Raw genomic sequence first — 20,627 nt, 5'->3', positions numbered from 1 at the left:
GGCGCATCACGGACACGCAACACCGCTAGACTGAACCAGTCGACGAGGCGTGAACTGCGTTCACGCAGTCGCGCTTTCTGTTCACCATGCGGAGCACAACGATGCTCGAACTGAGACCCTCCTGCGAAGGCTGTGGCAAAACCCTGCCGGCGAACGCATCGGACGCGATGATCTGCAGTTACGAATGCACTTTCTGCGAAGTCTGTGCGCTGACGCTACTGCGCAACGTGTGCCCAAACTGCGGCGGCAATTTCCAGCCTCGGCCGATCCGTCCGAAAGCGATGCTCGCGAAACATCCCGCAAGCGAAGACCGCCATGACATCCGTATCGACGAAGCGTCTCACGCCCGCTTCTTCGAACGATATCGCTCGACGCCGCCCGATGAGCGTTGATGCACACCGTGCGTCATTCGTCGCCGCCGGTCTCACTGGTGCGTGCGATGCCGCTGGCTTCGCGCGATGCCGTGCGCAGCAGGCTGATCTGCTTGCGGTAGTTGCGGCAGCCGCTGCACGTCGGCAGATGAAGCCGGATGGAGACCCACTCCCCAACCGTCAATGGCCGGTCGAGCGCGTCGGAAAGCAGGCGCGTGATGTTCTTACACTTCCCCATTCGCATCCTCGCTGGAAAAGCCCTTCTCGCTCAGGCACGTGCGTAGCCGCAACCGCGCGCGGTAGATCAGGACGCTGCAATGATTCGCGGTCATGCCGAGTTCGGTGCAGATATCGGTGGTCTCCAGATCGAGAAACTCCCGCATCATGAATACGCGTCCGATGTGCTCCGGCAAGTGTTCGAGGCACATCTCGAACAACTGCCAGAACTGCTGCTGACGCAACGCTGTTTCGGGCGTCGGCCATGGTCGCGGCTTCGCCTGCGCCGACCAGTGGCCGTTGTCCTTGAACAGTTCGCGGTCGAGCAGCGATTCTTCGTCGAGTTCCGATTCGAGCGCCGACAGGTTGACGGTGCGTTGTCTTGCTCGCAGCGTGTCGACCAGCTTGTGGCGCAGGATTCCGAACACCCACGTCTTGTGCTCCGACTGCGCCGAAAAGCGGTCGGCCTGCGTCCACGCCGCGGCGAGTGCTTCCTGGACCGCGTCTTCGGCCGCAGCCGCGTCGCGTAACTGCAGACGGGCGAAGCGCAACAGGTCGCGCCGAAGCTTTGTCAGGTAAACGGGATCGTCCAACGCGGGACGTGATGCCGTCGTCATGCGAGCCACCGTTGGCAGGTGGCCCAACGCCACAACCTGGTTGCCCAGCGGGAACCGGAACGGGACCCTTCAGGGGCATGCGTCGTGTGCTCCTGGGTGTAACGTTCAGCGCTGCTCGTCGAAGTGGTCGCATGGTTGCGATGGTTGCTGGGTGGACGATCGATCATGTTCATGATTGGGTGGTGTCGGCTCGGGCTCGTCAGCCAGTCATTCTCTCGCACGTTTTCCGAGACGCGAACGGGAATTGTGCCTTCCCGCTGGGTTACGACTCGACCACTCAATTGGGATGAGTCGGACGACCGATGGATTTATGACAACGCGGTTGCAGATTTTCGTGGGCGGTTGCCGTCGGCAAGACTCGCGTCGACACTAGATTATTGCCTGTTTCGTAACTCTCGCGGCGCGGTCAAGCATGCCGATCCCAGCCCCTGCCTGCGGTCATGGCCCGGAAGTAGAGAGCTGGCCGGCACCAGGAGCACACAGAGTTATCGATTCAATTATTACTATAATCGACAAAATATCGTGGCAATATCGTAATTTTTAAGTCAATACTGCGTATCTTTCCTTTGTCCATCGATCGCAACACATCGCCACAACCAGACGATGAGCCGATAGAAGAAAGGGCGTCCATGTGTGGGCGCCCTTTTCGTTATGCCGTCTGGTCGTGAGCGATCCGAAAGGATCTGACTGCCCGCAGGCTATACGTGTTACAGTGGGTTGTCCCGCTTTCCCTCCGTCGATCGCTCGTGCGATGAAGCGAAAAGCTTCGCGTATCGACGATCCCAAGATCGAACACGATTCTTTCGTTCCCCCACCGGCTCGTATTCAAACGGGTCTGCTGTTCCACAAAGACGCCATGACGGATCGAGCGGATTATCTGCCCGACGCTATTTGCGCGCCCGCCATCGTCACTGTGTCTCTCACGCGTTCGGTATGTTGCCGTTCTCGTCTACTCACAGCGAAAACGATCACTGGAGTCATCATGGACAACCCCATCAGAAGTTACCGGGGTCTCGAGATTTACCCGCTTGTCTATCCGCATCAGCCGCGCGGCGACGACGGTTCACGCCACTACGACAACGGCTTTGATGCTGCCGTGCGAATCTGCCGACGCGGTGACAACGATACGTTGACCGCCAGTCGCGTATTTCGTGTTTCGAGTCCTGTGCCGTTCCGGGCTGCCGGGGAAGCGCGTCGAGCATCTGCGAGTTATGCGGAGCGCGTGATCGACGGACAGATTGCAGGGCAGTCGATTGTCGGACTTTGAACGAGCTGCGATGGATGGCCTGAATGCAGGGCCTTTATGCACGTTGGGGAGAGATTGATGCAGCAGAATCGGATCGCGCGCGAAATTACGCGCGCGGATTACAACGTAGCGGCGTCGTCATGCCGGACGTCGAGCGGGACGGTGCCGACCCTGAAGGTCATCCGCCTGAGCGACAAGCGGATCATCTACCCCTTTCAGGGACGCGCGGACATGCCGCTTTTCGCCAGCGCCGTCGAGGCACAGCACTACGCCGAAGCGTATGGCTGGCAACTGGTCGACGCGGACATCGCGTTTCCTGAGTAAGCACCGCGTCGCCATACCAGCCGAAGAGCGTATTGGATTATTCAGGCATCTTCGGCGTGGTGGGAACCGGGCGATAGCGCCACTTTCCGGCGGTTGAATCGATATGCACCGCATCCTGTTTGCGGCGTTCCGCGCGTGCGTCATCAGCAACCGTGTATTCGATGCGTCTGTCGCGTAGCGGGCGGGTTGCTTCTGGTCGGTAAGCCATATGGCCTCCTGTTGTTGATAATTGCCAGTCGGTGTCACGCTGACCGGATTCATACAGTCAGTCAGGCTCGAAGCTACCCGTTAGATTTTCCCGCCACCGTCGAGTCCGCTACCCTGCCGCCAGACCTGCTTGCCCTTTTCGGACAGTTCGCCGCAACTGTGTTTCGCGTCGGCTTCCGTGCCTTCGATTGCCATATCGCCGCCGGCCTGCTCCTGCGCTTTCTGTTTCTTGTCCTTTCGCGCCGCGACGGCTTCGTCGTGTGATCTGCCTGCATAGTTCTGTGTCATGGTTGAACCCTCCGTGATACCGTACTGCGGCTGGGCAGCACTGTCCGGTCACAACACGTCTGCAGTTTGTGAGGGGAATCTGCTTTGCAATCCCTCGAATATCGATACCTTAAAAGTTCGATGACGCGGCCAGTGGCGAGTTCAGATTTAAGTTGTAACGTCGGCGCCTCGCGGTGACGGGTTGTCGACGCTAACGGCCGGAAGACGATTGCTGCCAGCAAGATATGCCGGTAGCGCGCCTTGACTGGCAAGGTTTGGAGGGCACTTATCCACAAGGTTATTCAACGAATCTGTGGATATCTTTTGCATTGGTCAAGTTGTCCACCGGCCGCGCAAGATGCGACCCCCACACGCACGCCGTCGATGCCGCCGCGGGTACTTGTGAACTGCGGCGCGCCCAGCCGATTTTGATCCCTGTAAGTTACGCGATGCGTTGACCGCCTATGATTGTCACTTCGGACCGTTGCTCGGTTTATGCGCACAAACTGAGGAAACGAATATGGCCTATCAGATCGCGGTTACCGTCGCAGCCTGCGTCGCGACTCGACCAACAGGTAGCTCGCGAAGGCGTTGACCTCGCTTGCTTGCACCCGCCGATTTTTCGTTCGATTTTGGAAATGTTCATCAAGCACAATGCCCCGGCGATCGACGAAACAGGCAAGATCGTCAACCACGACACGCGAAAATTCCTGCAGTCGTTCGTCGATCGTTATGTCGCCAGGGTCAAGACACACGGCGGAACGCGATAAATCCGCACGAGCCGCTTCATGCGATAAACCGCAGATCGCGCCCGATCCCGCCAGCTTACGCCAGCGAGGAGGCGCGGTCTGTCCCACAGTCAGTCCCTCGCAATGTTCTGCGATCACACGTGATGGTGGCCCGTCACGCGCTCCCAGCCATGGCGGATGGCAGCCTTGAAGCGCTCCCACGTATCGCCCTGAGGCGTGGCTTCCCAGTCACGGCGTGCTTCCGGCTCGACGTCGTCCCAAGGTCGATCGCGGTAGCGTATGTCCTGTCCCATCTTCGCGCCATAGAGATACGCGCCCGAATAGTCTTCGTAGCGAGTCCCCTCTTTGGCGAATTGCTCGTCGTAGTGACCGCGGAAATCCTCTTCATATTCGAGGAATTCATCGGGGATCGGTGCGCCGATGCCGCCACTGCCCGCAGGTGGCGCAGAGGGAGTCATGTACGCACCGGATCCAGGCGCTGCGGCAGTCGCGACAGCCCTTGCAGCGGGCTGATCCATCCGCGGTGCAGGGCGAACGGGCGGCAGTTCGCGAGGCTCGACTTGCACAGGTTCCGCAGCATTGCGCGGATCATTGGGATCGAGCAGATCCAGCGGCTGTCGGGTGGTCGCAGGAGGAACCGGGGGAGGGGGTGAAAGAGGATCGTGTATCGGTCGGGACACCGCCGAAACAGGTTCATACGGGCGCCGCACAGTGGGCGGCACGGACGCAGCCGCGCCTATACCCAGCTCATCGAGCATCGAACGCTCGCGGCCATCGTCGGGGAACTCCATCGGCGAATCCCAGCTGGGCGGGCGTTCCCCGATGTCCGTGGCGCCAAGATTCGCCAGCGTGCGACGGGCCAGTTCGGCGTGAGATTCGCTCGCCACGCTCACGCACACCAGCACTGCGCCCCGCCTGACGGCTTCCGTGTAGCGTACGCTGTCTTCGGGACGCGGTCCCGATGCGAACAGGTTCGCAAAGAAGCGCTCGATGTTGATCATGAAGCTGTGGCTGGCGGCTTCCGGATCCACGCCCGCAGCGGGCGGCGGCTCGGGATTCGCCTGAAGTTCGACGGCATCGCGGGGGAACCCGGTCTGAACGAGCGTGTCCCGCGCGCCTTCTGCTTGAGCGTAGGTGTCAAATAATCCGATCACGGTGTATTGCATGGTTGCCTCCTCGATTTTCGTCGGATCGGTCCGGTGGATCCGGACCGGGCGATGCGTCATCACGCCGCCGTCCAATCGATCAGGTAACCGCAACGATCATGCCGGACTCGCCGGGTCGGCGCGTGGAGCCTTCCTGCTTACGTAATCGGCATGTCGGGTTGCGGCGCGCCCGCTGCCCTGCCGGCGCGCTTTTACAAACGTCAGGTAATTCGGGTGTGCGGCAGACGTGCGCCGCGAAGCCGGAAGTTACCCGGCAGGCTGGGTCGACTGGAGATCGCTCTGAATTGTCTGAAGGATCTTGTCGAGCAAGGCGATATCGAAGGGCTTTGACAGGACGCGCACGTCCACGTGACGGGCACGCTCCAGCTCTTCGGCGTAGCCCGTCACGAGTATCACCGGCAGCTTCTGCCTGAACGACAGCACCGCCTCCGCGAGATCGATGCCGTTCATCGCGCCGGGCATGTGGACGTCGGAGATCACCATATCGAACGGCAAGGGTTCGCCGGTGCTCGCCTGCTTCGCGTGCGCGTCGTCGAAGAGCCGCATCGCAGTGTCGGCATTGAACACGCAGGTCACCTGGTGGCCCATCATCTGTAGCAGCGCTTCGGTGCCGGCCGCTACTTCCTCGTTGTCTTCCACCAGCAGGATGCGCAGCCCGTTCGGCGCAGGCGTCTCTTCGGTACGCGGCTCGACGGACCGCGCTGCTTCCGGCGCGCCTTTGGCACGCGGCAAATACAGTCGTACCGAGGTGCCCGCGCCGGTCGCGCTGTCGATGGCAGCGAGGCCGCCGGAGCGTTCGCAGAAGGCAAAGACCTGCGGCAGGCCGAGGCCAGTGCCCATGCCCTTCGGCTTGGTCGTGAAGAGTGGTTCGAACGCGCGCGCGAGCACCTCGGATGGCATCCCGACACCCGTGTCTTCGAGTGACAGCTGCACGAAATCGCCCGTCAGCGGGATGCCATCTTCGTGCCGGAAGGTGATGTTGCTGGCGCGCACGGTGAAGCGGCCGCCGTTTGGCATCGCGTCGCGCGCGTTGACAGCGATGTTGATCAAGGCAAGTTCGAGTTCCGCGACGTCGACCCTCATCGACCAGACCCCGGCGTCGACGTCGGTCACGAGCGCGACCTTCGCCCCGAGCGACGCGTCCAGCAGCTCGCGGCACGCCGGCAGCCAGCGCTCGACCGCGATCGTCTCGTTGCGCAGCGGCTGCTTGCGCGCGACGCCGAGCAATTGCCGCGTCAGCGACTGGCCGCTCTTCAGTGCCCGCTCCACCGCCGACAGCTCGCGGTCGAGCCCAGGCGCGCCGCGCCGGCGGGCGATCTGCACATTGGTCGAAATGATCATCAGCAGGTTGTTGAAGTCGTGGGCGACGCTGCCGACCAGATTTCCGAGCGCTTCCATCTTGCGCGACTGCCGATACGCGGATTCGATCGACCGGCGCATCGACGCTTCCGCCTGCCAGCGTTCCCACGCCTCTTCCTCGGCGCCGAGCCGTTTGAGCGACAGCCAGATCACGCACCACAGCACGATCGACGGCGTGAACATCGACAGGATCAGGAGACCGAGATACCGGTACCAGCCGGCCCAGATCGCCGACGTCCGATAGCCGCACGATACGTACACCGGATAGGAGCCTACGCGGCGAAACGCCAGGATCAGGCCGCCTTCGCTGCCGGCGGCGGGCATTCGCACGACGCCTGCGCGGCGGCTTTCCGCCAGGGCGTCGGCGAACGGGGTGTGCGGTGTAACGGTTGCGGCCTCGCGCGGCTTCGGCGGAAATCGTGCAAGCACGGCGCCGTCGGAACGCGTGAGGCCGAGCGTCATCGGGGCGTCTTCGCCACCGAGCAGTTCCCGATAGAAAGCGCTGAAGTAAGTCGGCCGCAGCGCGACCGAGACGATGCCTGCAAACTGGCCGTTCGCGTCGTGCCGTGCGACGCCAGTGTTGAACACCTGCTCGCCCGCCACGTGGCCAGCCATCACCTTCGAGATGTGTTCGATGGCCTTGTTGTCGCGCACGCCGGTGAAATCGTCGCGTTCGGCGATCGATATTCGCGGCGCCGGATAAAACCGGCTGCTCGCGAGCAATATGCCGTCGCGCCCGAAAATCGATACCGCGGCGACCTGCGGATAGCCGCCACCCATCGTCCGGAGCTTTTCGTGAATATCGGCTTCGTTTTCTCGAATGGCGTCGTCATCGAGGTTCTTGATGAGGTCGACGATGCGCGCATCGAGCGCTTCGTTCATGTCGAAGACTTTCAGTGCGTGTTCTTCAGCGACGCGAACGGTGCGCAACGCGGCATCGGTTGCCTCGGCTTCGCGCGCCTTCAGGTTGCTGTACGCCATCGCCGCCACATACACGCAGGGCAGCACGATGGTCGCGACCAGCAGAACGATCAGCGTGATGCGCCGGACCGCGAAATGATGTTCGGGGACGGTTGGAAATACTGCTTCGCTTTGCCGGTTCGAAGGGGGACGGCTCGTGTGACGCAGGTCGGGCCGGTCAGAAATCATCGTCGGTAGGGCTGGAGGTCGTCAGAAACGGGTGCGCGGGCGGCGGGTAGAGGCATTACCGCTTACATCATAAACGAGAAGAAACCGGCGCCCGGGGCCATTGGAGGACAAATCCATCTCATTTCCCCGCAAGACTTCGTGTTTTAGCCGGATTTTTTCGAAACAGCGACGAATCTGGAAGCGCAAACGTACACAAAAGTAGAAAAACCGGAATTCATTGTCTTGGTGCGAAGAATTTATATTCGATGGCGAATAATACGGGTCGATTTTAATCGCTGATACGATTTTGGCGGGTTGCCTTTTCGCCTGTTTACTTCGAAAATCAGTCCACAAAATTAATGCGTCCGCCATGTTCGGACGTATCTGCCGCGAGAGCCCGTCCGTTATTGCGCGTTTAATGCGTGCTAAACAGGCTTCGCGGAAATGCGCGCGGGGCATGAAGCATCGGTTATCCGGTGTCCGCTACCGCGTTGGTTCACGTACGGGGTAGTCGAACATGCCGGACATCGTCGTTGTCCTTCGCGCCCGCGCGCGTTGTCGTGCGCACGCCGCTTTCGCCATACACGGCGCCGCAGGCGTGCGCCAGTTCGACCCTGCTTCCGCTCATCTCTCGCGCTGCCAGGCCGGCAGGCTAAAGAATGGCTGAATTCTGCCGTTAACGCGCACGAGCCTATCCTGTCTTCAGACCCGCCACCATGCCCTTGCCCATTGTGATCGCCGACGATTCACTCCTCGCCCGCAAGGTGCTCACCCGAGCACTTCCGGCGGACTGGGACATCGAGATCGCCTATGCGTCGAATGGTATTGAGGCGCTCGAACTGTATCGCGCGGGCAAGGCTTCCGTGATGTTCCTCGACCTGACCATGCCCGACATGACCGGGTTTCAGGTACTGGAAGCGCTACAGCATGAGGATCTCAACACGTTCGTGATTGTCGTGTCAGCGGACGTCCAGCCGATGGCGCAAGCGCGTGTGCGCAACCTCGGTGCGATCGCGTTCGTCGCGAAGCCGGTGACCCCCGAGGTGCTACTACCCATCCTCAAGGAGTACGGGTTGTATGTCTGAGCCAGTCCTCAACGAAGACCAGCGCGACGCGCTGCAGGAGGTCGCCAACCTGGCGATGGGCCAGGCCGCGACCCGTCTCGCGACTCTGCTCGATACCTTCATCGAGCTGTCGGTACCCCGCGTGCGGGTGGTTGCCGTGCGCGAGGCCGCCAACACGCTGCGCGACATGACGGGCATCGACGAGCCAGTCACGGCCGTCCGGCAGGGATTCCGCTCCGATATCAAGGGCGAGGCACTGGTGATCTGCCGCAGCGGCAGCATCGCGCAGCTTTGCGCGCTCGTGAACGATCCGTATGTCGGTTCCGCGTACGAGACGGTCTCGCAGGAAGAACTGGTCTACGACGTCGCGAACATCCTGACGGGCGCCTGCGTGTCGTGCATTCTCGACCAGTTGGGCCGCACCCCGGTGTTTTCGGCGCCGGGGCTGCTCGGCGCGGCGATGTCGCTCGACGAGGTGTTCCAGGCCAACGTGCTGGCCTGGGAAGTCGCGCTGCTGGTCGAAGTGAATTTCGCGCTGGAAGACCAGAGCTTCCGTGCGCATCTTGTGATGTTGATGACGGAAGATTCGATCCGTCACATGAATGAGGCGCTCGATGCGCTGCTTTCCAGCTTATGAATGAAACGGTCTCGTTGTTGAGCGATCTGGTTGTCGAACGTGTCGGCTTCGGCATCTTTGTGCTCGACCGCGAGATGAAGGTTCTGATGTGGAATCGTTTTATGCACGACCACAGCGGGTTGTCGGCGGAACAGGTGGTCGGCAAGTCGATTTTCGCCAGTTTTCCCGAGTTGCCGCGTGTGTGGCTTACCCGCAAGCTCGAGAGCGTGTTCCAGCTCGGCAGTTTCGCGTTCAGTTCGTGGGAACAGCGTCCCTACCTGTTCCGCTTCGACCATGACCGGCCGATTACCGGTGGTGTCGATTTCATGCAGCAGGACTGCACGTTCATGCCGCTCACGCGCGAACGTGAAATCGTTGCCGTGTGTGTCACGATCTCCGACGTCACCGCAGTCAGCATCGTGCAGCGCGAACGCGAAGAGGCGGTCGCCAAGCTGCAGGAATACGCGGATCGCGACGGGCTTACTGGCATTGCGAACCGTCGCTATTTCGAGGCCCGGCTGCGCGACGAATACACCCGCTGGCAGCGCTATGGCGGCGATCTGTCGGTGCTGCTGTTCGATCTGGATCACTTCAAGAAAATCAACGACCAGTTCGGCCACGTCGTTGGCGATACGGTGCTGCGCGTGATGGCGCAGCGGGTCGCCGAAGTGGTCAGGGTGCAGGACATTTTCGGGCGTTTCGGGGGTGAGGAATTTGCGCTGCTGCTGCCGTGCACACCGCTCGAAGACGCGATGCTGGTCGCTGAAAAAATCCGTCAGACCATTGGCGATACGCCGGTCGACGTGCAGGGCGCGAAAGTGCCGGTGACGGCAAGCGTCGGCGGCGCGTGTGCGCGCACCGGCGTGCCGGCCTATGAAGTGCTCATCAATGAAGCCGACGCGGCGCTCTACAGCGCCAAGCGCCAGGGCCGAAACCGCTCCGTGGCCTTTATCTGAGCGGTTCCGGGCGGTCATCCCAGCCCCTGAACTGCGGCGCAGTCCAAAGGTTGTTATACTTTTCGCCGTTCCGGCGTCCCTGCCGGTATTGTTTCGCGCGTGTCCGCGCGCGCGGACGGCATGCCCTGCCGGCTGGCTTCCTTAGCACCGCCAGCGGGCGCTTCAGCGGAGATCGTCTTGGCCGTTTCCAAGCTTGTCGTGGACGATACAGAAACCGACGCCGCTGCCGTAACCTCCGGCAGCTCGTTCTATCTCGCAATGCGCATCCTGCCGGCGGCGCAGCGCGATGCGATGTATCAGGTCTACGCCTTCTGTCGCGCTGTCGATGATATCGCCGACAGCGATATGCCACGCGCCGAGCGTGCCGCCGCGCTCGAGCGTTGGCGCGCCGATATCGACGCGTGCTATGCGGGTGCGCCGCGCGCTTCGTTGCGTGCGCTGACCCGTCACATTCATACGTTTCACCTGCAGCGCGAAGATTTCCACGAGATGATCAACGGCATGGCGATGGACGCCGCCGAAGACATCGTGGCTCCCGACGAAGCCACGCTCGACCTCTATTGCGACCGTGTCGCGAGCGCGGCCGGCCGTTTGTCGGTGAGGATATTCGGGATGCAGGAAGAGCCGGGGCGCGAGCTGGCCCATCATCTCGGCCGTGCGCTGCAGTTGACGAACATCCTGCGCGACATCGACGAAGACGCGGACATCAACCGTTGCTATCTGCCGCGCGAACTGCTGGCGCGCGAGGGCATCGCGACCGTGGATCCGCACACGATCGCCGACGATCCTTCGCTGCCGCGCGCGTGCGCGCCGCTCGTCGAGCGCGCAAAGGCGCATTTCGCCAGGGCGGACCAGATCATGGATTCCCAGCCGCGAAATTGTGTCCGCGCCCCGCGCATCATGTCGGGTGTCTATCGTTGCCTGCTCGAGCGCACGGTCGAGCGCGGGTTCGACATTCCGCGCACGAAAGTGAGCAAGCCGCGGGCGCGGCTGTTGTGGATCGTCGCGCGGTATGCGTTCTTCTGATGCCGAAAACTGTTCATGTGATCGGTGCAGGCGTTGCCGGCCTGGCCGCTGCGGTGCAATTGCAGCGGCGCGGCGCGCGCGTCGTATTACATGAGGCCGCCGGGCAGGCAGGCGGCCGCTGCCGTTCCTATTACGATCGGTCACTTGGCGCGACGATCGACAACGGTAATCATCTGGTGTGGTCCGGCAATCATGCCACGCTGAACTATGCGCGGGCGATCGGCGCCGCAGACCAGCTCGTAGGCCCGACGCAACCTGAGTTCGCGTTCATGGACCTGGCTACCCGGATCCGCTGGACCGTCAGGCCGTCGGCAGGACGGCTGCCGCTGTGGCTCTTCGATGCAGCCGCCCGCGTGCCTGACACACAACCGGTGGATTACCTGTCGCTCGCGCCGCTGTTGTTCGCGAAGCCCGGCCGCACGATGGCGCAGACCATGCGCTGCAACGGCGTGCTTTGGGATCGCCTGCTGCGGCCGCTGTTTCTGGCGGTGCTGAATGTCGAGCCACGTGACGGCACGGCCGAACTGGCCGCCGCTGTTTTGCGCGAAGCGCTGCTGGCTGGCGGCGAGGCGTGCCGGCCGCTTATGGCGAAGAGCGGGCTGGGCAGCGCCTTCGTCGATCCGGCCTTGCGCCTGCTGCAGCACGGCGGCACCGACATCCGGCTCGGTTCGCAGCTCACGGATTTGACGTTCTCGGAGTCAGGTCGAGTGGCGTCCCTGCATTTCGCGGATGAAAGCATTGCGCTCAATGCGAGCGACGCGGTGGTGCTCGCCGTGCCGCCAGAGGTCGCGCAGACGCTCGTGCCGGGTGTGCAGGCGCCGGATCGCTTTAGCGCTGTCGTCAGCGCGCACTTCGCGGTCGAGCCGCCGTTCGGGCTGCCGCCGCTGATGGGGCTCGTCAACGCGACGGCCGGGTGGCTCTTCGCATCCGACGGCCGCCTGTCGGTCACGATCAACGGCGCGGAGCGTCTGCTCGATAAGCCGCGCGACGAACTCGCGAAGACGCTCTGGGCCGAGGTGGCGCTCGCAGCGGGCCTGCCGGTTCAGCCAATGCCGGTCTGGCAGGTCGTCGTCGACGAATGTGCGACGTTCGCGTCAGTGCCGGATCAGGAAATGCGCCGCCCCGCCACGCGCACGCGCTGGAACAATTTGATGCTCGCGGGCGACTGGACGGCCACCGGCCTGCCCGCAACGATTGAAGGCGCGATCCGCTCAGGCCAGAAGGCTGCGGATCTGCTGCTGAATGAACCCTTGGAACGCCGATGAACGATCTATCCCAGGTCCCGACGATGGACACCGACGCTACGCCCCCGATGCCTGAACCGGCGACGGAAGCGACACACACGGACGCTGTGCCTCAGGCCGCGACTCAAGATACCAATCAAGGTGCAACTCAGGCCGCTTCCGCTCATTCGCCCGAAGCCGCGCTGGAGACCGCAGTCACGCGCGCAACCGACGCGATCCTCGCCGCGCAGCGCCCCGACGGTCACTGGGTCTACGAACTCGAAGCCGACGCGACAATTCCCGCCGAGTACATCCTGCTCGTCCACTATCTCGGCGAAGAGCCGAATCTCGAGCTGGAACAGAAGATCGGCCGGTATTTGCGCCGCGTACAATTGCCCAACGGCGGCTGGCCGCTTTTCACCGACGGCGCGCTCGACATCAGCGCCAGCGTAAAGGCCTACTTCGCACTGAAAATGATCGGCGACGCCGAAGACGCCGAACACATGCGGCGTGCCCGTGACGCGATCCTCGCGCATGGCGGCGCGGAAGGCGCGAACGTGTTCACACGCATCCTGCTCGCGCTGTTCGGCGTGGTGACGTGGTACGCGGTGCCGATGATGCCGGTCGAGATCATGTCGCTGCCGAAGTGGTTTCCGTTCCATCTGTCGAAAGTGTCGTACTGGGCGCGTACGGTGATCGTGCCGCTCCTGGTGTTGAACGCGAAGCGTCCGGTGGCGCGCAACCCGCGCGGCGTGCGGATCGACGAACTGTTCCGCGGGGCTCCCGTTACCGTCGGCCTGTCGCGGAAGGCGCCGCATCAGAGCAAGGGCTGGTTTGCCTTTTTCCGCGCCGTCGATGGCGTGCTGCGGATGGTCGACGGCCTGTTTCCGAAGTACACGCGTCAGCGCGCGATCGACGCCGCCGTGGCGTTCGTCGATGAACGGCTGAACGGTGAAGACGGGCTCGGCGCGATTTTCCCGGCGATGGCGAATTCCGTGATGATGTACGACGTGCTCGGCTATCCCGCCGATCACCCGAATCGCGCCGTCGCGCGCCGCTCGATCGACAAGCTGCTCGTAATTCGCGAGGACGAGGCGTATTGCCAGCCGTGTCTGTCGCCGGTGTGGGATACGTCGCTCGCCGCGCACGCGCTGCTCGAAACCGGCGACCCGCGTGCCGAAGAGGCCGCGTTGCGTGGCCTGCAATGGCTGCGTCCGCTGCAGATTCTCGGGGTGCGCGGAGACTGGATTTCGCGTCGTCCTGATGTGCGTCCTGGCGGCTGGGCGTTCCAGTACGCGAACCCGCACTATCCGGACGTCGACGATACGGCGGTGGTCGTGATGGCGATGGATCGCGCGGCCGCGCTCACGAAATCGAATGTCGACCACGAAGCGATTGCGCGGGCGCGCGAGTGGGTGGTTGGCATGCAGAGCAGCGACGGTGGCTGGGGCGCGTTCGAGCCGGAAAACACACAGTACTACCTGAACAACATTCCGTTCTCCGATCACGGCGCGTTGCTCGATCCGCCCACGGCGGACGTTTCGGGCCGCTGTCTGTCGATGCTGGCTCAACTCGGCGAAATGCCGTCGGCGAGCGAGCCTTCGCGCCGCGCCTACGACTATCTGCTGAGGGAGCAGGAAGCCGACGGCAGCTGGTACGGCCGCTGGGGCATGAATTACATCTACGGCACGTGGACGGCGCTGTGCGCGCTGAACGCCGCCGGGATGAAGCACGACGACCCGCGTTTCGTGCGCGCGGTGCAATGGCTCGTCAAGATCCAGAACGCCGACGGCGGCTGGGGCGAAGACGGTACCAGTTACAAGCTCGACTATCGCGGCTACGAGCAGGCGCCGAGCGCCGCATCGCAGACCGCCTGGGCGCTCATGGGCCTGATGGCAGCGGGTGCCGTCGATCATCCTGCTGTCGAACGCGGCATCGCGTACCTGATGGCTGAGCAGCGCGATCACGGTCTGTGGGACGAAACCCGTTTTACCGCCACAGGCTTCCCGCGCGTGTTCTATCTGCGCTACCACGGCTATCGCAAGTTCTTCCCGCTGTGGGCGCTTGCACGTTACCGGCAGCTCAAGCGCTACCGGACCACGCGCGTCACGGTTGGGATTTGATCGTGCCGGTGACATCTGCGGCCGGCGAGGCCCTGCCGGTGATCGCCGTGACCGGCATGGCATTCGAGGCGCGCATCGCACGCGGCGAGGGCGTCGACGTGGTGTTTGCGGCGCGCGCCGATCTGCTCGAGCGCGCGCTGAGAGCGGCGTTGGTGCGCGGTTGCAGCGGCATTGTCAGTTTCGGGACGGCGGGTGGCCTCGCGCCGGATCTGGAAGCGGGAACATTGATCGTGGCCGATGCCGTCGACGGACCGTTCGGCCGCGTGGCGACAGACGCTGCGTGGACGGAGCGCCTCGCGGCCGCGCTCAGCGTTACGCCATTGGGCGCGCGGTTGCGCCGCGGGACGCTGGCCGCGGTCATGGCACCGCTCACCAGCGCGCACGCCAAGCAGGCACTGCACCGAAAGACCGGGGCGCTCGCCGTCGATATGGAGTCGCACATCGCAGGCGCGATCGCTGCCGCTCACGGGCTACCCTTCGCTGTCTGCCGCGCAATCGTCGATCCGGCATGGCGTACCCTGCCGCCCGCCGCGACGGCCGGTCTACGCGACGATGGCCACACGGCGATTGGGCCGATCCTGCGGGAACTGATGCGGCAGCCCTCGCAGCTCGGCTCACTCATCCAGCTTGCCGCCGATGCCCGCGCTGCGCGTCAGTCACTCGTACAGGCGCGCCGCACACTCGGTGCGGCCGGGGCGCTGCGGACGAACTGACAGGCGCCCGAATCGGGTCGCCTGCCAGACGGCCCTCTTCACCCTCTTCCTTGTATCGTCGATCGCGTTCGGCATCTCTTCGTTCCGTTGTTCTCGTGCAATAAGGGAAAACCCTTATATGCGTTATAATGCTAGGTGTTAACCCCTAATCTGGCCGCACATCAACAGACCAGAACACGCTGAAAGACGGGATGCCAAATGAATTTTCATACCAGAAAGTGGGTCAAGCCTGAAGATCTGAACCCGAACGGAACGCTGTTTGGCGGCAGCCTGCTGCGCTGGATCGACGAAGAGGCCGCCATTTACGCGATCTGCCAGTTGGACAACCAGCGCGTCGTTACCAAATTCATGTCGGAGATCAACTTTGTCAGCTCGGCCCGCCAGGGCGACATCATCGAACTCGGCATGACGGCAACGCATTTCGGCCGCACGTCGATTACGCTGCGCTGCGAAGTGCGCAACAAGATCACGCGCAAGAGCATCCTGACGGTCGAGAAGATGGTGTTCGTGAATCTCGATGAAAACGGCGAGGCGGCGCCGCACGGCCGTACGCGGATTCGCTACGCCGACGAGGCGTTTGCCCGCTTTCGCGAGAACTCGCGGCCGGCCGTGCAACCGCCGGTCGCAGTCGGCGAGGACGCCATCGAGCGCGTCGAAGCCGATACGATGCACTGACGTCCGGCAGCAGCGCTTTGTTTGCAACGAAGGCGACGAAGCGAGGAAACAGCAGGCACAAGAGAAACAGCCCGGCAGGTTTCACCTGCCGGGCTGTTTCTTTTGCCCCAACGCACACGGATGTGGGTGTGGTTCGTGCGGATTACTGTGTAGCGGGTTTCGGCAAAGGCGCGGCGTCCGGCGTCGTTCCCGCGGGCGAGCCCGTCGAGGGCGCAGCCTTCGGCGTCCCGGGCGCTGTTCCGGCCGCCGCATCGCCTGGTTCCGTGGCGTTCGGCGCACCGGCCGGGGCCGCCTGCGGGGCGCCAGACGCAGCCGCTGCACCAGCCGCTGAATCGCCAGGGTCGGAATAGTCGGGAAGGCCGGCCGGAGCCGTCCCGGAAGCGCCAGAAGCGGGCGCTGCGCTCGCGCCCGGATCGTCCGGCTCGCCGTAATCCGGCAGGGCCGCCGGCGGCGCACCTGCTCCGCGCAACAGCGCGCGGCGCTGCTGCGTGTAGGCGTCGCGGACAAACGAGTACTTGTCGAGCGCCGCCTGCGAAAGCAGGTCGGTGGCACCGAGCAGATCCGAGCGCTTGCTGATGAATTGCAGGCCGTACAACGGATTGCGCCAGGCAGGTTCGATGTAGTTGAGCGGATTGAAGCGAACATCGACGATAAGGCCAGCACCGTCACGGAACGAACTCGGCCCGAAAAGCGGCAGCACCAGATACGGACCGGACGGCACGCCCCAGCGTCCGAGTGTCAGTCCGAAGTCCTGATGATGCTTGGGCAGCCCCGCTGGTGTCGCGAAGTCGAGCAGGCCGCCGATCCCGAACGTCGAGTTGAACGCGAAACGCATGATGTCTTCGGTTGCGTCCGTGATGTTCAACTGCAGCAGGTTGTTGGCCGCGTTGCCGAGATCGCCGAGATTCGAGAAGAAGTTGCTGATCGCCGTGCGCAGCGGCTGCGGCGTCACCTTCTGATAGCCCTTCGCGATCGGTTGGGCGATGGCCGTATCGACCGTATCATTGAACTTGAAGATGGCACGGTTCATCGGCTCCAGCGGATCGCCGGGCTTGCGGTCAGGGCCGGTCGCGCAGCCGGTAAGGGCACTCGCGACAACAAGCGCCAGCGCGGTGGTGTGCATCTTCATCCGTCGATCCCTGTAGTTTTCTTACGGACGCGCTTCGGGCGCGGTTTGCCCATCAACACTGGCTGGAATACCACTGCACCGACCAGCGTGCAGAACAGCGACAGCGCCAGCAGCCGCCCCATGCTCGATGTGCCCGGATGGTGCGAAAGCCACAGGCTGCCGAAAGCGGTCGCCGTGGTGGCAGCGCTGAACATCACGGCGTGCGTGAGGCTCGATTGCAGCAGGCCGGTCTGGCCGTTGCGCCATGCCATCACGAAGTAAATCTTGAACGCCACGCCGACGCCGAGCATCAGCGGTAATGCAATGATATTGGCGAAGTTGAGCGGCATGTTGAAAACGACGCACAACTCAAGTGTGACGATAGCCGAGACGAGCAGCGGAATCATTGTGCGCAGCACGTCCCCCAACCTGCGCAGTGTCAGCCACAGCAGGATCGTAATCGACAGAACCGCCCAGCCGGCGGCCTGCAGGAACGCCGTGATGATCGTGTCGGCGGAATGCAGGATCGAGATCGGGCCGCCGAGCGCGCCCGGCTCGGCCTTTTTGACCGCCTTGGCGAAGCGGCGCAGCATCGTGTCGTCGCTGGGATCGGCGCCTGCCTTGAATTTCGGCGCGACGTCCACGAGCGCGTGGCCGTCGGCTGACACCCAGCTGCCGGCGATCTGCGGCGGCACGGATTCGCGGGTGACCGGCGACGGCTGCAACAGTGCGGTCAGTTGTCCGAGCGCTATCCTGAGCGATTCGGCCATCGCCGTTTCAGCACGGTCGCGGGTAGCGGCGTCTGCGGCGGCGAGCTTCGCAAGTGTCGCGGACAGATGTTTGGCTTCGGCTGCGCCCGGCCCCGGATGATCGTCGGCGGCGAGCGACAGCTGGTTCGCAGCGCGCTTGAGCGCGGCGACGCGCACGGCGTCGGTGGCGGGCTGCGCGGGTGTCTGCGTCAGCGCGGGCAACAGCTGCTGGGCGGCATTGGCGATCAGCGCGAGTTTTTGCGGCTGGTCGGTGGGGATGAAGGTGCTCAGGGTGGTCACGCGGCCGACTTCCGGCAGCGCCGACAGCTTCGCGGCCATCCGGTCCGCATCCGCCAGCGACGGCGCAAGCACGTGCACGTTATTGATCGAAGCCTCGGGAGCGTCGTTGAGCGACAACAACGTGGCCATCGATTCCGTGTGCGGGTCTTTCAGGTGCAGCGGGTTGAAGTCGAAACGCAGATGCGTGAGCAACGGCAGCGCGCCGCCCACCACGATCAGCGTCATGATCAGCACCGGCTTGCGGTTGCGGTCGAGGAAGTCGTCCACCGGCGCAAGTTGCCTGAATCCGGGCGACACAGGTTCGGGTTTCGGTTGCATGACATGGAGCAAGGCAGGCAGCAGCGTCATGTTCGTCAGATACGCGACGAACATCCCGACACCCGCGATCTTGCCCAGTTCCGACACGCCACGATACGCAGTCGGCAGGAACGAGAAGAAGCTCAGCGCAACGGCGACCGCCGCGAGCGTCAGCGGCACGCCGATGCTATGCGCGGTATTCAGCAGCGCAGCGGGAAGGCGGTCGTCGCGGTTGCGCTCTTCACGGTATTTCACGCCGAACTGGACACCGAAATCGACGCCCAGCCCGACGAACAACACCATGAACGCGACCGAGATCATGTTCAGCGCCTCGACCATCATCAAGCCGAGCGCCGCCGTGATCGCGAGGCCGACGAAAAGTGTGATGAACACCGCGATGATCAGCCGCTTGGAACGCAGCGCGAGCCACAGGATCACGAGCACGACCACCATCGTGCCGATGCCGTTGACGACGGCCCCGTCCTTTACCGACGCAAATTCCTCATCGGCGAGTGGCTGTTCGCCAGTCAGCCGGACTGTCGCACCATACTGCGTGTCGAGATGCAGCGAAGCGGCGGTATCGCGGATAGCCTGCGACGCCTGCGCGCCAGGTTCGAGCGCGGCGTAGTCCACAACCGGCTGGACCGTGACGAACGCGCGGGCCGGTTGTGTCGCCGCACTTTTGTCGACGAGCGCGCGCCACGAGAATACCGACGGTTGACCGGCCAGCACGCCGTCGAGCACGGTCGCGCTCTGCGACAGCAGATGACTCATGTCGCCGAGCTTCACCTGGCCGATCTGCAGCGGCAGCAGCAGGGTGGTCGTCAGAATGCCGGCGAGGCCGGTAAGACTGGGATCGTGAGCGAGCGAATTGACGAGCGGTCTCGCCTGGACCAGCTGGGAAGTGGTCGATTCGACGTCCTTGAGCGGCAGGAACAGCAGACCGTTATGCTCGAAGAAGGTGCCGTCGGCCGGTTGCGAGACGGCGACGAACTGTTTCGGCTGCTTCTGCAGCGCCGCGGTCAGCTTGTTGGCGGCGGCATCGGCGAATTCGGGCGCGCCGGCTTCGACGACCACGAGTACGGTCTTGCCCCGGTCCGGGAAGGCCGCATTCATCGCGTTTTCGAGGCGCGACCATTGCGCGTCGGTATCGATCAAACGGCTGATGTCCGTGTTGATCTTGAAGTGATGCACGACATAGAAGCCACTCGCGACAGCGAGTGCGAGCGACAGCGCAATGACCGGCCACGAGAGGCGTATCGACCACGCAACGAGGCGAACTATGGATGACTTCAGCATACAGGTGAAATAGCCCTGTCGTTAACGGCGTTTTTGGCAGAAGGGCACAAGTATACAGACGCAGCGGCCTCGCGCGCGTCGTGCGGGACAGGACGCAACGTGCAAAGCCGGTATACTGGCCCCCAACGGCTTCCTGGCCGCCGGGTGGCTGTCCTTTTCACCTTCATGTTCCAGCGAGCATATGAAACGTTATTTGTCTGCTTTTTTCGCAGCGGCCGTGGTTTCCAGCGCGGCTTTCGCACAAGCTGCACCGGACGCTGTCGTGAAGAGTGCCGTCGAGGGCACCGTCGCCGCGATGAAGGCCGATCCGCAGGCACGCGGCGGCGATATGAGCAAGATCACCCAGGTGGTCGAGACGCGCTTCGTGCCTTACACGGACTTCCAGCGGACGACGCGAATTGCCGTCGGCAAGGCGTGGGCGACCGCGACACCCGAGCAGCAGAAGCAGCTGTACGAGCAGTTCACGAAACTACTGGTCGGAACGTACGCAGCCTCGCTGTCGCAATTGCGGGACCAGGACGTCAAGTTCCGTTTCCTGCCGTCGGCGTCTGCTGAAGAGACCAAGGACACCGTTGTGCAGTCGCACGTGATCAGCAACGGCGGCGACGATTCGATCGATTACCGGCTCGAAAAGAGTGCCTCCGGCTGGAAGATTTACGACATCAACATGATGGGCGCGTGGCTCATCCAGGTCTATCAGACGCAGTTTGCCGATCAACTCGCCAAGGGCGGGATCGACGGATTGATCAAGTTCCTGACCGAGCACAACGCGCGCAGCGCCGGTTGATTGGCAGAACCCGCGGGATCGCCGCGGGCTCGCTGCGCGAC

At 63.1% G+C, this 20,627-nt stretch carries 21 protein-coding genes and 1 pseudogene; 13 read left to right on the top strand and 9 right to left on the bottom strand.

Annotation, left to right across the window (positions count from 1 at the left end; all coding sequences use genetic code 11):
- Window positions 1–101: 101 nt before the first annotated feature.
- On the top strand, window positions 102–392 hold the full coding sequence (locus tag P3T23_RS02110) for a DUF1272 domain-containing protein (protein ID WP_429314529.1): 291 nt from the start codon (window positions 102–104) through the stop codon (window positions 390–392).
- A 13-nt stretch (window positions 393–405) separates the two neighbouring features.
- Here the strand turns inward: P3T23_RS02110 and P3T23_RS02105 are convergent, their stop codons facing one another.
- Both P3T23_RS02105 and P3T23_RS02100 read right to left on the bottom strand, forming a co-directional pair.
- Entirely contained in the window at window positions 406–609 is a 204-nt protein-coding gene (locus tag P3T23_RS02105) for a zf-HC2 domain-containing protein (protein WP_429314528.1), read from the bottom strand.
- On the bottom strand, window positions 596–1,204 hold the full coding sequence (locus P3T23_RS02100; protein ID WP_429314527.1) for an RNA polymerase factor sigma-70: 609 nt from the start codon (window positions 1,202–1,204) through the stop codon (window positions 596–598). Before P3T23_RS02100 ends, P3T23_RS02105 begins: the two co-directional genes overlap by 14 nt.
- Window positions 1,205–2,186: 982 nt before the next feature.
- On the opposite strand from P3T23_RS02100, the gene P3T23_RS02095 reads away from it, so the two are divergent.
- Window positions 2,187–2,471 carry a hypothetical protein gene (locus tag P3T23_RS02095; RefSeq protein ID WP_429314837.1) on the top strand — a complete coding sequence of 95 codons (285 nt, stop codon included), beginning with the start codon at window positions 2,187–2,189 and terminating at the stop codon, window positions 2,469–2,471.
- 57 nt (window positions 2,472–2,528) lie between these two features.
- A complete protein-coding gene (locus tag P3T23_RS02090) occupies window positions 2,529–2,774 on the top strand; it encodes a DUF6723 family protein (RefSeq protein WP_429314526.1) in 246 nt (81 codons plus the stop codon).
- Between the two features lie 37 nt (window positions 2,775–2,811).
- Here P3T23_RS02090 and P3T23_RS02085 read toward each other — a convergent pair whose 3' ends face one another.
- Both P3T23_RS02085 and P3T23_RS02080 read right to left on the bottom strand, forming a co-directional pair.
- Entirely contained in the window at window positions 2,812–2,982 is a 171-nt protein-coding gene (locus P3T23_RS02085; RefSeq protein ID WP_429314525.1) for a hypothetical protein, read from the bottom strand.
- 80 nt (window positions 2,983–3,062) lie between these two features.
- On the bottom strand, window positions 3,063–3,269 hold the full coding sequence (locus tag P3T23_RS02080; RefSeq protein ID WP_429314524.1) for a hypothetical protein: 207 nt from the start codon (window positions 3,267–3,269) through the stop codon (window positions 3,063–3,065).
- 614 nt (window positions 3,270–3,883) lie between these two features.
- Between P3T23_RS02080 and P3T23_RS02075 the strand changes: the two are divergent.
- Window positions 3,884–4,018 (top strand): annotated as a pseudogene (locus P3T23_RS02075) (NADPH-dependent FMN reductase); the annotation flags it as partial.
- Window positions 4,019–4,131: 113 nt separating this feature from the next.
- Here P3T23_RS02075 and P3T23_RS02070 read toward each other — a convergent pair.
- From P3T23_RS02070 to P3T23_RS02060, 3 genes are all read right to left on the bottom strand, one after another.
- Window positions 4,132–5,163 carry a hypothetical protein gene (locus P3T23_RS02070; protein ID WP_429314523.1) on the bottom strand — a complete coding sequence of 344 codons (1,032 nt, stop codon included), beginning with the start codon at window positions 5,161–5,163 and terminating at the stop codon, window positions 4,132–4,134.
- 246 nt (window positions 5,164–5,409) lie between these two features.
- Window positions 5,410–7,671 carry an ATP-binding protein gene (locus P3T23_RS02065; protein ID WP_429314522.1) on the bottom strand — a complete coding sequence of 754 codons (2,262 nt, stop codon included), beginning with the start codon at window positions 7,669–7,671 and terminating at the stop codon, window positions 5,410–5,412.
- Window positions 7,672–8,146: 475 nt separating this feature from the next.
- Window positions 8,147–8,278 (bottom strand): hypothetical protein, encoded by a 132-nt coding sequence (locus P3T23_RS02060; RefSeq protein WP_429314521.1) that lies wholly within the window; start codon window positions 8,276–8,278, stop codon window positions 8,147–8,149.
- Window positions 8,279–8,366: 88 nt separating this feature from the next.
- Here P3T23_RS02060 and P3T23_RS02055 point away from each other — a divergent pair, with 88 nt between their 5' ends.
- From P3T23_RS02055 to P3T23_RS02020, 8 genes are all read left to right on the top strand, one after another.
- Window positions 8,367–8,735 carry a response regulator gene (locus P3T23_RS02055; protein WP_429314520.1) on the top strand — a complete coding sequence of 123 codons (369 nt, stop codon included), beginning with the start codon at window positions 8,367–8,369 and terminating at the stop codon, window positions 8,733–8,735.
- Complete coding sequence (locus P3T23_RS02050; protein WP_133665623.1) at window positions 8,728–9,351, top strand: chemotaxis protein CheC; 624 nt, start codon at window positions 8,728–8,730, stop codon at window positions 9,349–9,351. Before P3T23_RS02055 ends, P3T23_RS02050 begins: the two co-directional genes overlap by 8 nt.
- Complete coding sequence (locus P3T23_RS02045; RefSeq protein ID WP_429314519.1) at window positions 9,348–10,286, top strand: GGDEF domain-containing protein; 939 nt, start codon at window positions 9,348–9,350, stop codon at window positions 10,284–10,286. Before P3T23_RS02050 ends, P3T23_RS02045 begins: the two co-directional genes overlap by 4 nt.
- Before the next feature lie 177 nt (window positions 10,287–10,463).
- Complete coding sequence (hpnD, locus tag P3T23_RS02040) at window positions 10,464–11,312, top strand: presqualene diphosphate synthase HpnD (protein WP_429314518.1); 849 nt, start codon at window positions 10,464–10,466, stop codon at window positions 11,310–11,312.
- On the top strand, window positions 11,312–12,577 hold the full coding sequence (hpnE, locus tag P3T23_RS02035; RefSeq protein WP_429314517.1) for a hydroxysqualene dehydroxylase HpnE: 1,266 nt from the start codon (window positions 11,312–11,314) through the stop codon (window positions 12,575–12,577). The genes hpnD and hpnE overlap by 1 nt, the downstream gene beginning before the upstream one ends.
- Window positions 12,574–14,658, top strand: a complete 2,085-nt coding sequence (gene shc, locus P3T23_RS02030; protein ID WP_429314516.1) for a squalene--hopene cyclase — start codon at window positions 12,574–12,576, stop codon at window positions 14,656–14,658. The genes hpnE and shc overlap by 4 nt, the downstream gene beginning before the upstream one ends.
- A 56-nt stretch (window positions 14,659–14,714) precedes the next feature.
- A complete protein-coding gene (locus P3T23_RS02025; RefSeq protein ID WP_429314836.1) occupies window positions 14,715–15,371 on the top strand; it encodes a phosphorylase in 657 nt (218 codons plus the stop codon).
- Between the two features lie 198 nt (window positions 15,372–15,569).
- The gene (locus P3T23_RS02020; RefSeq protein ID WP_429314515.1) at window positions 15,570–16,046 is read left to right on the top strand and encodes an acyl-CoA thioesterase; all 477 of its coding nucleotides are present in this window, start codon (window positions 15,570–15,572) and stop codon (window positions 16,044–16,046) included.
- 142 nt (window positions 16,047–16,188) lie between these two features.
- On the opposite strand, the gene P3T23_RS02015 is transcribed toward P3T23_RS02020, so the two are convergent.
- Both P3T23_RS02015 and P3T23_RS02010 read right to left on the bottom strand, forming a co-directional pair.
- A complete protein-coding gene (locus tag P3T23_RS02015) occupies window positions 16,189–17,175 on the bottom strand; it encodes an MlaA family lipoprotein (protein ID WP_429314514.1) in 987 nt (328 codons plus the stop codon).
- Window positions 17,172–19,799, bottom strand: a complete 2,628-nt coding sequence (locus P3T23_RS02010) for an MMPL family transporter (RefSeq protein ID WP_429314513.1) — start codon at window positions 19,797–19,799, stop codon at window positions 17,172–17,174. Before P3T23_RS02010 ends, P3T23_RS02015 begins: the two co-directional genes overlap by 4 nt.
- Window positions 19,800–19,980: 181 nt before the next feature.
- Here P3T23_RS02010 and P3T23_RS02005 point away from each other — a divergent pair, with 181 nt between their 5' ends.
- Window positions 19,981–20,586: an MlaC/ttg2D family ABC transporter substrate-binding protein gene (locus P3T23_RS02005; protein ID WP_429314512.1), complete on the top strand. Its 606-nt coding sequence runs from the start codon at window positions 19,981–19,983 to the stop codon at window positions 20,584–20,586.
- Window positions 20,587–20,627 lie beyond the last annotated feature (41 nt).

It is taken from the genome of Paraburkholderia sp. GAS448, from assembly GCF_050435685.1.
Lineage (GTDB): Bacteria > Pseudomonadota > Gammaproteobacteria > Burkholderiales > Burkholderiaceae > Paraburkholderia.
The sequence above is the reverse complement of the archived record's forward strand: the minus strand, read 5'-3'. Positions and strand labels throughout refer to the sequence as shown.